The following is a 12,416-nucleotide window of genomic DNA, read 5'->3' as shown; positions in this document are numbered from 1 at the left end:
CTATAGGCCGAGAAGCGTGAATGCGGCAGAGGCCACAGCCTCAACACTGAGCCCCGCCATCGGCGCCTCACCCTCCGGGCCGGGGGCGATGGCGGTGGCGGTGCGCGGCCCGGCCGGGGCATATTCGCTGGCGCGCGAGCGGCCGAACAAGCCCAGCGTGGGGGTGCCGGCGGCGGCGGCGAGATGCATCAGCCCGGAATCATTGCCGACAAACAGGCAGGCCCGGCGCAGACAGGCGGCGGCCTCCGGCAGCGAGAGCGTGCCGACCAGATCGATCGCGCCGGGCAGCGCTGCCAGCACCGGGGCCGCCAGCGCCGCCTCGGCAGCGCCTGGCCCGCCGAACACGGCGGCGCGCACGCCGGGCATGCGGGCGGATAATTCATAAAACAAATCTATGAATCGCTGCGCCGGCCAGATTTTGCCCTCCCAGTTCGCCGTCGGCGCCAGGGCGATGATCGGGCCGTCCCCCAGCAGCAGAGCCGCCTTGGCGTCGTCCTCCGGCGCGGTCCAGGCGACGGGCAGCGGCGGCGGTGCGAAGCCCAGCGCGGTGCCCAGCTGCATATAGCGCCGCCCCGGCCGGCGGCCGCCCTTGAGCATGTGGCGCTTGCGCACGGCCAACGCCAGGGTGATGGCGGAGCCGCGCACATCCACCGCGATATCCCAGACATGCGGCGCCAGCTTCGCCCAGAGCCGCAGCCAATGCCGGTCGAAACGCTCTTTCTCGAACACGATCAACCGTTCCAGCGCCGGAAACCGGGTGAACACCCCCTCCGCCATCGTGCCGCAGGCGATGGTGAAGCGCGCTTGCGGATATTTCAGCCGCAGCGCATCCAATATGCCGCAGGAAATCACGGCATCGCCGATCCGCGACGAGGTTATAAACAGGATATTCATGTAACAGCGCCTGTAGCCTGCCCTGGCGGCGGCGGCAAACCGCTCTTGCCGTTCGCCCCTGGCGCGCCCATTTTGCCGGCATGAGCAGCATCGCGCATCTGCCGCATCGCGGCGTTCTGGAACTCACCGGCGCCGAGCGTGTGCCGTTCCTCAACGGGCTGGTCAGCAACGATGTCGCCCGGGCCGGGCCGGGCCGGGCCGTATGGGCGGCTCTGCTCACCCCGCAAGGCAAATATCTTGTCGATTTCTTCATTCTCTCGGATGGCGAGCGGCTGCTGCTGGACCTGCCCCGCGCCGAGATCCCGGCTCTGGCGCAAAAGCTGCGGCGGATGAAGCTGCGCAGCGCGGTGGAGATCAAGGATGTCTCAGAGGATCTGCATGTCTATGCCGTCTGGGGCGGCAGGCCGCCGCAGATCCCGCTGACCGCGGCCGATCCGCGCCTGCCCGAGGCCGGCTATCGCTGCCTGGCGGAGGCGCTGATCACCGCCAACGCCACACCGGAAGATTACGCCGCGCACCGGATCGGGCTGGGCCTGCCCGACGGCCCGCCTGATCTGGAACCGGAGAAGAGCCTGCTGCTGGAAGCCGGGTTCGAGGAGCTGGGCGGGGTGGATTTCGAAAAAGGCTGCTATATGGGCCAGGAGCTGACGGCGCGCACGAAATATCGCGGTCTGATCAAGCGCCGGCTGCTGCCTGTGCGCCTTGCCACGCCCGGCCTGCCGCCCGGTACGCCGATCCTGGCCGAGGGCCAGGAGGTCGGCACGCTGCGCTCCAGCGCCGGCGACCTGGCCTTGGCGACGCTGCGGCTGGATGCATTGAACAAGGCGCTGGAGGCCGACGGCGCCCGGGTGACGCCGTTGCCGATGAGCTGGATCAGGCTGCCCAGCTTGTCCTGAACGGGCGCCTCAGGCCCGCTCGGCCATGCGGGCGGGCAACCGCACCAAGGCGGCGCTGGGGCCATCACGCAGCACCGACCAGCCTTTATGCGGCAGACGCCCCTCGAGAAATCCAGAATGATGGAAATGCGACGTCGCCGAGGCGATACCCCCGTTGGCGATCGCCTCGGCAACGTCGGGATATTCGGACAGATACCATGCCTCATCGACAAGCACCGGGCGCGGCAAACGGTTTTCAAAGTAACCGGCAGCGATATAATGCGCTCTTCCGGAGGCAAGCCTTCCAGCGGTAACGGCCTCCGCCACATCCGCATTGGCCGCGAGATACCAAGCTTCATCCACCTCGACCATTTCCAGCACGGCACGGATGAGGCCAAATAATTTTTCCTCGCGCAGCTCGACATAATGCCCAACCTCGGAACCGCTATCAGCCATCAAATAGCTGTAGGACCGAATCGATACCACCTGGGATTGCATTGCGCTCATGTAACGAATGAACCATGCCTCACAACGCGATTCAAGTTATAATTCCGCAACGCAGCATACAATTTCGTTACATGCTGCGCGCTCGAAGGAATTTCGTGTAATTTCCGATATGTGCTCTTGAGTGTCGCGAGCCGATGGTCAAAAACTGAGCCCGAATACCGGTTCAGATGACGGCACCGGAACGGTACGACGATCGGAGAGCTGATGGCGATCAGGGGACATGTGGACACGATGGAAGGCAGCTACCTGACCGGTTGGGCCACCTCCGTGCCCGATACCGGCAACTGCGCCATCACCGTCACGGATCAGGAGGGCAAGCTGCTGGCCAAGGGCCGCGCCTCCCGCCACCGGCCGGACTTGGCCGCGCTGGGCCTCGGCCGCACCACCTTCGGCTATCGCATCGCCGTGCCGTTGAGCGAGGAACCGCGCCTGCTGCGCGTCCTCGGCAATGGTAAGGAGCTGATCGGCTCGCCTGTGGCCGTCGGGCCCGGCCTGTTCGATGGGCTGTTCAGTCTCGAGGGCGACCAGCTGGTCGGCTGGGTGAGCGAACGCGCCCCGGCGAAGCAAGCCCCCTTCATCACCGTGCGCAACCAGGCCGGGCAGGAAGTGGGGCGCGGGCAAAGCGTGTTCGAGGCCCAGCCCGCCGACCCGCTCTTCGCCCCGGCGCGATTCAGGCTGACGCTGGATGCGGATTGCTTCGGCGCCGGCGAGATGCTGCTGGAGGTGGCGGCGAATGGCCAAAATATCGGGCGGACCAGCTGCAATCTGGCCTTACGCGCCCATCTGGAGACGATCACGCCCACCCGCATGGTCGGCTGGGTGCTCTCCCCGGATGTGCCCAAGCGCATCTTCGCGCTCGATGTGTATCGCAACGGCATCCTCGAAGAGACCGATCATTGCGACCTTGAGCGCACGGATGTGCAGGCGCATTTCCCCGACTCCCCGACGCCGGGCTTCGATATCAGCCTGGATCCGCTGCAACAGGCCGCCGACCAGCCGGTCTCGTTGACGCTGCGCTTCGCCGGCGGCAAGCGGGATCTGTTCGATGGTCCCTATCTGCTCGCCGGGCGCCCGGCGGCGGTGGCCGCCCTGCAGCGCGCGGCGCATCTGGCGCATGCCGGGCTGCCGGGAATCGGTACCGGGGAGCGCGCGCTGCTGACCGCCGCGCTGCAGGAATTTCTGGCCAAGATGCGCGCCCAGGACGGGCTGGTGCTCGACCGCCAGCCCGCCCCCTTGCCCGCCCCGGGCGGCGGCAAGCGGGTCGCCATCGTCATGCCGATCTATCGCGGGGTGGAGGTCACCCAGGCCTGCATCGAATCCGTTCTGGCGCATCGCCAGGCCGAGACCGATCTGCTGGTGCTGATCAACGATGCCTCGCCGGATGAAGCGATGGCGCCGATGCTGGCCGGCTATGCCGGGCTGCCGAACGTCGTGCTGCTGGAAAATGGCGACAATCTCGGCTTCGTCGGCAGCGTCAATCGCGGCCTGGCGCTAGTCAAGGGCAGCGATGTGCTGCTGCTGAACTCCGATACGGTGATGTTCGCCGGCGGGCTGGATGAGCTGCTGCGCGTCGCCGCGGCGGATCCCGCGATCGGCACCGTCACCGCCATGTCCAGCAACGCCACCATCTTCTCCTACCCGTCGGCGGAGCTGCGCGAGGCGGCGCTGGCCGATATCAGCTGGCCGGAGCTGGCGGCCCTGGCCCTGGCCGAGAATGCCGGGCTGTGCGCGGATGTGCCGACCGGCCATGGCTTCTGCATGCTGATCAAGGCCGAGGTGATGGCGCGGATCGGCGCGCTGGATGAGGCGTTTGGGCGCGGTTATGGCGAGGAGAATGATTTCTGCGCCCGCGCCGCTGCCTTGGGCTATCGCAATGTCGCCGCTGGCGGCGTCATCGTCGAGCACAAGGAGAGCATCTCCTTCGGCAATGAGCGCGCCAGCCTGGTGGCGCAGAACCAGCCGCGGCTGAATGCGCTCTACCCCGAATATACCCCGCTGATCATGGCTTTCGAGGACCGTGACGGGCTGCGCCAGCTGCGCTGGGCGCTGGACCGCGCCCGCCTCGCCCGGGCGCGGGCGCAAGGGGCGCGCTTCGCGCTGGTCACCTCCAACGCGCTGGAAGGCGGCACACCGAAGGCGATCCGCGATATCGAACGCGAGGTCGGCTATGGCGGCGCCACACGGCTCTCGCTCAGCGTCACCGAAAGCGGGTTGGTCGAGCTCTCCTGCGCCACGCCGCTGCTATGCGCGCATTTCAACAAGGACGAGGCGGCGGACTTGTTCGCGCTGCTGGACGTCGCCGACCCGCGGCTGGTGCTGGCGCATCAGCTGCTGGGCTTTCCGGCCAGCGTCATCGCCGGGCTGCGGGACTGGCTGGGGACGCGCCACAGCCTGTACTGGGCGCATGATTTCTACGCCCTCTGCCCGCGCGTGACGATGATCGACGCGATCGGCCGGTTCTGCGGCGGGGCGGATGCCGCCACCTGCGGGCGCTGCGTGGAGATGGGCGGGGCGCATGAGACCTCGGTGCTGAACGAGCTGAGCCCGGCGGAGCATCGCGCTTTGTTCGACAGCCTGCTGGCGAAATTCACCCATGTCATCGCGCCGTCGGAAAATGCCGTCGGCTATCTTCGCAAGGTGTTCGCGCAGATCAAGTTCAACGTGCTGCCGCATCCGGAAAGCCGGGACGGCGCCGCCGCTGCCGCGCGGGCGGGCAATGATACCGAGATCGTGATGCTGGGCGCCATCGGCCCGCATAAGGGCTCGGACAAGCTGCTGGAAATCGCCAGGCGGGCGCGGCTGACGCATCCGCATCTCAGCTTCCGCGTCATCGGCTACACCAATATCGACCAGGCGCTGCGGGCGGTGGGCAATGTCACCATCACCGGCAAATATACGCCCGAGGAGCTGCCCGAGCTGCTGGCGCAGACCAAGGGAAGGCTGGCTTTGTTCCTGCCGGCCTGGCCGGAGACCTATAGCTACACGCTCTCCGAGTTGGTGAAGCACGGCTTCATTCCGCTGGCGCCGGATATCGGCGCGCCGGCGGACCGGATCCGCAAGGCCGGGTTTGGCGTGGTCTTCCCCTTCCCCGCCGATGCCGCCGCGGTGCTGGCGCTGATCGACGAGATCGCCGCCGGTACGATCAGCCCGGTGCGCGAGGGCGCGCTGCCGGAGGCTTTCTTCTCCAAGCCCGAGGATCTGGAGCGGCTGGACCGGATTGTGCTGAACCAGCCCCGGGAGAGCGTGAAGGCCGCGCCGAAGCCGGCGAAAACGAAAACCCCCAGCCCGGCCTGAAAAAACGCCGAGTTTGGCGAGCAACTTTATCCGATCAAACGAGTCTGTTTGATCGGATGTTGCTCTAACCGGGCCTCAGCCCGGTTCGGCGGCGGCGTCGATGCGGCGGCGGTTGCGCATGTCGAAATTTTTATAAGCGGAGAAGCAGCCGGCCGCGACATGCCGGCCCAGAACCCGGCGTTCCAGCAGCAGGATGCCCGGCGGCAGACCGCCGGCCTGCGCCACGCGCAGCCCCAGCGTGCGGGTGAGCAAGGCCGGGCCGGAGAGTAGCCAGGGGATTTCATTGTCGCCGCGATTGATCGCATTCACCAGCGCATGCAGGGCGTTGCGCAGCAGCGGATGGCCCGGCATGGCGGCAATGAAATGATTCGCCACACAGCCAAACTCCTCCTGCGCCAGCACCAGCTCGGCACCGGCGGGCAGGATGCGGCTGAGCGGCGCCAGCGCGCGGTCATCCGCATCCACATAGATGCCGCCTTCCTCGACCAGCAGCGCCAGCCGGAAGATATCGGCTTTCTGCGGCTTCTCCTTGGCGCGCAGATAGGCCTGCAGCACCGGCTGCGGGAATTTGCCGGCGAGATAGTCGCGCGCCTGGGCATCGTCGAACCGGCGCCAGGCGAAGCCGGGATTGCGCGCCCGCCAACCCTGCATCATCGCGTCCAGATCCGCCGGCAGATTGGTTTCGTGCCAATAGGCGTTGATCACCTGCGGGATCGCGGCGGCGCCGCGCACCGGGGAAAACTCCAGCTTTTCCGCCTGGCGCAGCGCCAGCAGCAGGGTGGCGGCCGGGGCAGTGCTCTCCGGCGCCTCGCGCACCAAAGCCGCGCAGGGCTCCAGCCGCTCCGGCAGCGGCAAAGCGTTGAGGGCGGCGAGCCTGCCCGCCAGCGCCGCGTCCAGCGCATATTCCTCGATCATCTGACCGAGCAAAGATTGCGAGATGTTCAGCGATTCCCCGCGCAGCCGGCGCTCGGCGGCGATCAGCGCGTAGTGGCGGCGCAAATGCCCACACGCGCCGTCCAGATCGAAGCGCATCAGCTTCACCCGGCACAGCGCCTCCTGCAGCGACGCGTCATTCGGGCTCAGCTCAGCCGCCGCCTCGTAATGCGCCAGGGCGGCATCCATCTGCCAGAGCGATTCCGCCAGCGCCCCGACGCAACGCCGGCGCACCCCGCGCTCGGCCCGCGAAAGGGCGGGAATGCCCAGCAGCGCCTTCTGCAGCATCGCATCGCTGCCGGCCAGCAGCTCGGTCTGGAAGCGTTCGACCCAGAGCCAGAACTGCTTCGGCGCCGCCAGCGTGGCGGCGCGGGCGACGCTGAGCGCCTCATCCATCCGGCCGGTGCGGCGCAGCAGCGTGATCCGCCAGGATTGCAGCTGCGGGCTCAGCCCGTGCTCCTGCTCAAGCGCCTGCAGCCCCTCCAGCGCCGCATCCAGCTTGCCCTGCCAGGCCAGCGTGTCGAGCATGCCGAAGCGGAACGCGATCTCGCCGGGCTTGGCGCGGGCGGCATCCTCATAGATCTGATAGGCCTGGGCGGCGTCGCCCACGGTCAAGGCCTGGCCGGCGAGCTGGCACACCGCATCGGTATGGGTCGGCGCCAGCGCCAGCGCCCGGCGCAGATGCGCGTTGCTCTCCGCCTGGCGGCCGAGCAGATAATCCTGCCGGGCCAGTTCGGCCAGTAAGGTCGGGTTTTCCGGCTCCAGCGCCAGCGCCTCGGTAAACCAATGCGCCGCCTGCTGCGGCTCGCCCGCCTGGCGTTCGGTATAGGCCAGCCCGACCAGCACCGGCACCCGGCCGGGATGGGAGGAGAGCAGCGCGGTGCCGGCGGCGCGCGCCTCGTCCAGCGCCCCGGCATCGCGCAGCGCGTCGATCAAGGCCAGGCGCGGCACCAGCTCATCGGGGGCCAGCCGCACCGCCTCCTGGAAATGCTGGCGGGCGAGATCATGCTCGCCCTGGGCGCGCGCACCATGGCCGCGCCCCAGCGCCACCGCCCAATGGCCGGGATCGATCTCGGCGGCGCGGTCCAGCATCTCCAGAGACGGGCCGATGCGCCCCACTGCGCGCAACACCTCGGCGATATCCAGCCAGCGCGAGATTTCATTCGGCGCCATCCGCGCCGCCTGCTCCAGCCTGGCCAGCGCCGCTTCATGGTCGCCACGGTCGCGGGCGATATGGCCCAGCGCCACATGCGCGTGCCAGAAGCTCGGCTGCGCCGATAACAGGGCCTGCAGCCGCTCGGCCGCCTCCATCGCATGGCCGGCATTGCGCAGCGTTTCGGCCAGCGTCATCACATACCAGGGGTCAGCCGGGGCCAGCCGCGCCGCCATGCGCATCGCATGCAGCCGCCCCTCGCCGTCACGCGCGGCGGCGGCCTCCATCAGCCGTGCGGCCAGCGCCACCGCATCCAGCCGCAGCTCATGACCCAGCGCCGCGCCGGAGGCCAGATCCCGGGCGGTGATCACGATCTCCTCGGCCGCTTCCGGCAGCACCGGCACGTCGAGCTGCCAGGCGAAGCCATAGCAGCCATCACCAAGCCCGGCGGCGGCGACATCGCCGCGCAGCAGATCCGCCCGCGTCCGCCCGGCGAGGATGCCATTCACCGATAGTTCGATCTCAAGCCGCTGCGCCGGGTCCTCCGGGTTCCAGGCCCAGCCCAGCACCTCGAATCCCTCGCCGAGCCGGTCAAGATAGCCGGATATTGTCGTGGTCTGCGCGTCGGCCTGTTCCATCATCCCCGCCCCGGCATGAGCCATGCCGTCTTCCCTGTTTCACCTCGCCCCGCGCCATGGTCCCTGCATGGCTGCGGTTTTTCAACCGGGCGCGGGAAGATGACCCGCCCCGAAGGACGTGCATTGGTAAAAGCAGCTTCCGCATATTAGGTAAATGCGGAAATGACAGGATCTTCATCGATGGATTTCGACCTCTTCGTGATCGGCGGCGGCTCTGGCGGGGTGCGCGCCGCGCGGATTTCCGCGGGACACGGCGCACGGGTGGGCGTCGCCGAAGCGCGCTTCTGGGGCGGCACCTGCGTGAATGTCGGCTGCGTGCCGAAGAAATTCATGGTGATGGCCGCCGAATATGGCGGCGCGGCGGATGACGCGCGCGGCTTTGGCTGGGACATCGCCAAGGGCGGGCATGACTGGGCCGCGCTGATCGCCGCCAAGGACAAGGAAATTTCCCGCCTCAACGGCATCTATCGCCGGCTGCTGGACAATGCCGGCGCGAAAATCTTCGACGCCCGCGCCACCTTCATCGACGCGCATACGCTCGATGTCGGGGGCGAGCGCATCACCGCCGAGCGTATCCTCATCGCCACGGGCGGCCACCCGACCGGTCTGGAGATCCCCGGCGCCGAGCATGCCGTGGTCTCGGATGATATTTTCGCCTTGCCGGAGATGCCCAGACGCGTCGCCGTGGTCGGCAGCGGCTATATCGCGGTGGAATTCGCCGGGGTGTTCGCGGGGCTGGGGGCTGAGACGCATCTCATCTACCGCCAGCCCCTGCCTCTGCGCGGCTTCGATGCGGATCTGCGCGCCGGGCTGGCCGAGGCGCTGGAGCAGAGTGGCGTGCGCCAGCATCCCGGCACGCTACCGGTTGCGATCACCGCCGAGGGCGGCGCCAAGCAGGTGCAACTCTCGGATGGCAGCGTCATCGAGGTCGACCTGGTGTTTTTCGCCACCGGCCGCGCGCCCAATACCAGGGGGCTCAATCTCGGCGCCGCCGGGGTGCAAACCGGACCGAAGGGGGAAATCCCCATCGGCACGGATTTCGCCACCAATGTTGCGCATATCTACGCGCTGGGCGACGTCACCGACCAGGTGAACCTCACCCCCGTCGCCACCGCCCAGGGCCATGCGCTGGCGGATAGTCTGTTCGGCAACAAGCCGCGCGGGGTGAGCCTTGCGAACGTGCCGAGTGCGGTGTTCTCGATCCCGCCCATCGCCAGCGTCGGGATCACCGAGGACCAGGCCCCGGCGGGCGCAAAGATCTTCGTCTCGAAATTCACCCCGATGCGCCACACAATCTCCGGCCGGGCCCGCAAGACGCTGATGAAGCTGATCGTGGATGCGGACACGGACAAGCTGCTGGGCGCGCATATGCTGGGCGAGGACGCGCCGGAGATCATGCAGGGTCTGGCGGTGGCGATCATCGCCGGGGCGACCAAGGCGGATTTCGACCGCACCATCGGCATCCACCCGACGGCGGCCGAGGAATTCGTGACCATGCGCACACAGACCAGGGTTGCCGGGGCCTTGGCGGCGGCCGAGTAGCGTTTCTTTTCAAATCGCGCTTTATAGGGCGGATAAGGAACGCCCGTCTGGAGACACCATGGATACGATCACCCCAGCCACCCTGTCCGGCTGGACCCCGCAAAGCTGGCGCAACTGCCCGATCCGGCAGGTGCCGAGCTATCCGGACCCGGCCAAGCTCGCCGCGATGGAAGCGCGCCTGGCGAAGTTTCCGCCGCTGGTGTTTGCCGGCGAGGCGCGGAACCTAAAGGCGCATCTGGCCGCCGCCGCCAAGGGCGAGGCCTTCGTGCTGCAGGGGGGCGATTGCGCCGAGAGCTTCGGCGATTTCACCGCCAACGTGATCCGCGACACCTTCCGCGTGCTGCTGCAGATGGCGGTGGTGCTGACCTTCGGCGGCGCCATGCCGGTGGTGAAGCTCGGCCGCATGGCCGGGCAGTTCGCCAAGCCGCGCTCCTCGGACAATGAGACCATTGGCGATGTCACCCTGCCCTCCTATCGCGGGGACATCATCAACGCGCCTGAATTCACCGCGCAGGCCCGCATCCCGGACCCGACGCGCATGGAGTTCGGCTATTTCCAGTCCGCCGGCACGCTGAACCTGCTGCGCGCCTTCGCCTCCGGCGGTTACGCGGACCTGCATGAGGTGCATCGCTGGAACCTGGATTTCGTCGAAAAATCCCCGCTGGCGGCGAAGTACCAGGATCTCTCCACGCGCATCGACGAGACGCTGCGCTTCATGGCCGCCTGCGGCCTCTCCAGCGCCGCCACCCCGCAGATCCGCGAGACGGATTTCTATACCAGCCACGAGGCGCTGCTGCTGCCTTATGAGGAAGCCCTGACCCGGGTGGATTCCACCAGCGGCGACAATTACGCCTGCTCGGCGCATTTCCTCTGGATCGGCGACCGCACCCGCCAGCTCGATGGCGCGCATGTGGAATTCATGCGCGGCATCAAGAACCCGATCGGCATGAAGGTCGGCCCGAGCATGGAAGTGGATGACCTGCTGCGGATCATGGATGTGCTGGACCCGGAGAACGAGCCGGGAAGGCTGACCCTGATCACCCGCATGGGGGCGGGCAAGGTGGCGGAGAAGCTGCCGCCTTTGCTGCGCGCGGTGAAGCAGGCCGGGCGCAGCCCGGTCTGGCTCTGCGATGCGATGCACGGCAACGGCATCACCACCGCCGCCAAGATCAAGACCCGCCGCTTCGACGATATCGTCGCCGAGCTGCGCGGCTTCTTCGACGCGCATGAGGCCGAGGGCACCGTGGCCGGCGGCGCGCATCTGGAAATGACCGGGCGGGACGTCACCGAATGTGTCGGCGGCGCGCGCGGCCTTTCCGAGGACGGGCTGGGTGAGCGCTACGAGACCTTCTGCGACCCGCGCTTGAACGCCGAGCAATCGCTGGAAGTGGCGTTCTACCTGGCCGATGAGCTGAAATCCCGCCGCGCCTCGAAAGCCAAGGCGTGACCCCGGCGCCTTTGTCCGATAGCGACATCGCCGCGCGGACAGACGCCTATTTCAACCGCACCCGGGAGATCGTCGCCAAATTCGGCGATGCCCGGGTGACCTACGCGATCTTCCTGCGCCGCCCGGTGGTCTCTGCGCCCTCGATCATGGTCGAGTGGCTGCAGAGCGTGGCGCGCACGCGCGGGCGGGATTTCCAGATCGAGCTGCCGCACAAGGAAGGTGCCTGGGTCGGGGCCGGCGAGCCGCTGGCTTATGTCACCGGCTCCTTCGTCGCCCTCTCTGACCTTGAAACACTGGCGCTGCAGAAAATCGGCCCGGCCTGTGTCGCCGCGCATAACGCCTACCAGATGGCCATGGCCCTGCCCAACGCCGCCTTCCTGGCGATGGAAGCGCGCCATTGCGCCGGGGCGGAGATGCAGGAGATCATGGCCTATGGCTGCGCCGTGGGCTCCCGCGCCGCCCAGGCCGAAGGGGCGAGAGGCTTCATCGGCAACGCCAATGACTGGACAGCGCATTATTTCGGCGCCCCGCACGGCTATGGCACCATGCCGCACGCGCTGATCGGCTACGCCAACTCCACGCTGCGCGCCGCCGAGATGTTCCGCGAGACCTTCCCGGACGAGCCGCTGACCGTGCTGGTGGATTATTTCGGCCGGGAAGTGACGGATGCGCTGGAAGTCTGCCGGCGCTTTCCGGAGCTGGCCGCCGCCGGGCGCATCTCGGTGCGGCTGGACACCCATGGCGGGCGCTATCTGGAAGGGCTCGGCCCGCAGGAGAGCTACGCCGTGCTGGAGCGCAACGCGCCGGGCGCGATGCGCCGCTATCGCAGCCAACGCGAGCTGAATTACCTGATCGGCACCGGCGTCTCCGCCGCCGCCATCTGGAAGATGCGCGAGGCGCTGAACGAGGCCGGGTTCGGGGCGGTGAAAATCGTCGCCTCCTCCGGCTTCGGCGTGGAGAAATGCTCGGTGATGGCCGATGCCAAGGCGCCGATCGACGTGGTCGGCACCGGCAGCTTCATCCCCGAGAGCTGGAGCGAGACCTACGCCACCGCCGACATCGTCGCCTATGACGGGGTGCCGCGGGTGAAGATCGGGCGCGAGTTCCTGCTCCGCCCGGCCAAGGGGTAAACG

Annotated in this window: 8 protein-coding genes; 5 read left to right on the top strand and 3 right to left on the bottom strand. The window is 67.7% G+C overall.

What is annotated here, in order from left to right; genetic code table 11:
• Window positions 1-894: a glycosyltransferase family 9 protein gene (locus T331_RS0103565; protein ID WP_026439053.1), complete on the bottom strand. Its 894-nt coding sequence runs from the start codon at window positions 892-894 to the stop codon at window positions 1-3.
• 80 nt (window positions 895-974) lie between these two features.
• Between T331_RS0103565 and ygfZ the strand changes: the two genes are divergently transcribed.
• Window positions 975-1,790, top strand: coding sequence for a CAF17-like 4Fe-4S cluster assembly/insertion protein YgfZ (gene ygfZ / locus T331_RS0103560; RefSeq protein WP_026439052.1), 816 nt, complete (start codon window positions 975-977; stop codon window positions 1,788-1,790).
• A gap of 9 nt (window positions 1,791-1,799) precedes the next feature.
• Here ygfZ and T331_RS17205 read toward each other — a convergent pair whose 3' ends face one another.
• On the bottom strand, window positions 1,800-2,276 hold the full coding sequence (locus T331_RS17205; protein ID WP_155992592.1) for a hypothetical protein: 477 nt from the start codon (window positions 2,274-2,276) through the stop codon (window positions 1,800-1,802).
• 204 nt (window positions 2,277-2,480) lie between these two features.
• Here T331_RS17205 and T331_RS0103550 point away from each other — a divergent pair, with 204 nt between their 5' ends.
• Window positions 2,481-5,570, top strand: a complete 3,090-nt coding sequence (locus tag T331_RS0103550) for a glycosyltransferase (RefSeq protein WP_026439051.1) — start codon at window positions 2,481-2,483, stop codon at window positions 5,568-5,570.
• A gap of 75 nt (window positions 5,571-5,645) precedes the next feature.
• Here T331_RS0103550 and T331_RS0103545 read toward each other — a convergent pair whose 3' ends face one another.
• Entirely contained in the window at window positions 5,646-8,318 is a 2,673-nt protein-coding gene (locus T331_RS0103545; protein WP_081822108.1) for a tetratricopeptide repeat protein, read from the bottom strand.
• Between the two features lie 156 nt (window positions 8,319-8,474).
• Between T331_RS0103545 and gorA the strand changes: the two genes are divergently transcribed.
• The 3 genes from gorA to T331_RS0103530 are packed head-to-tail and all read left to right on the top strand — an operon-like array spanning window position 8,475 to window position 12,413.
• On the top strand, window positions 8,475-9,836 hold the full coding sequence (gene gorA / locus T331_RS0103540) for a glutathione-disulfide reductase (RefSeq protein ID WP_026439049.1): 1,362 nt from the start codon (window positions 8,475-8,477) through the stop codon (window positions 9,834-9,836).
• 58 nt (window positions 9,837-9,894) lie between these two features.
• Window positions 9,895-11,283, top strand: coding sequence for a class II 3-deoxy-7-phosphoheptulonate synthase (locus tag T331_RS0103535; protein ID WP_026439048.1), 1,389 nt, complete (start codon window positions 9,895-9,897; stop codon window positions 11,281-11,283).
• On the top strand, window positions 11,280-12,413 hold the full coding sequence (locus T331_RS0103530) for a beta/alpha barrel domain-containing protein (RefSeq protein WP_026439047.1): 1,134 nt from the start codon (window positions 11,280-11,282) through the stop codon (window positions 12,411-12,413). The genes T331_RS0103535 and T331_RS0103530 overlap by 4 nt, the downstream gene beginning before the upstream one ends.
• Window positions 12,414-12,416 lie beyond the last annotated feature (3 nt).

Source organism: Acidocella facilis ATCC 35904, from assembly GCF_000687875.1.
Classification (GTDB): domain Bacteria; phylum Pseudomonadota; class Alphaproteobacteria; order Acetobacterales; family Acetobacteraceae; genus Acidocella; species Acidocella facilis.
Note: the sequence above shows the minus strand (reverse complement) of the source record. Positions and strands in the feature narration are given on the sequence as shown.

Excerpts from the sequence above, each read along its gene's own strand:
- T331_RS0103565 (WP_026439053.1), bottom strand. The coding sequence starts at position 894 with ATGAATATCCTGTTTATAACCTCGTCGCGGATCGGCGATGCCGTGATT.
- ygfZ (WP_026439052.1), top strand. The coding sequence starts at position 975 with ATGAGCAGCATCGCGCATCTGCCGCATCGCGGCGTTCTGGAACTCACC.
- T331_RS17205 (WP_155992592.1), bottom strand. The coding sequence starts at position 2,276 with ATGAGCGCAATGCAATCCCAGGTGGTATCGATTCGGTCCTACAGCTAT.
- T331_RS0103550 (WP_026439051.1), top strand. The coding sequence starts at position 2,481 with ATGGCGATCAGGGGACATGTGGACACGATGGAAGGCAGCTACCTGACC.
- T331_RS0103545 (WP_081822108.1), bottom strand. The coding sequence starts at position 8,318 with ATGGCTCATGCCGGGGCGGGGATGATGGAACAGGCCGACGCGCAGACC.
- gorA (WP_026439049.1), top strand. The coding sequence starts at position 8,475 with ATGGATTTCGACCTCTTCGTGATCGGCGGCGGCTCTGGCGGGGTGCGC.
- T331_RS0103535 (WP_026439048.1), top strand. The coding sequence starts at position 9,895 with ATGGATACGATCACCCCAGCCACCCTGTCCGGCTGGACCCCGCAAAGC.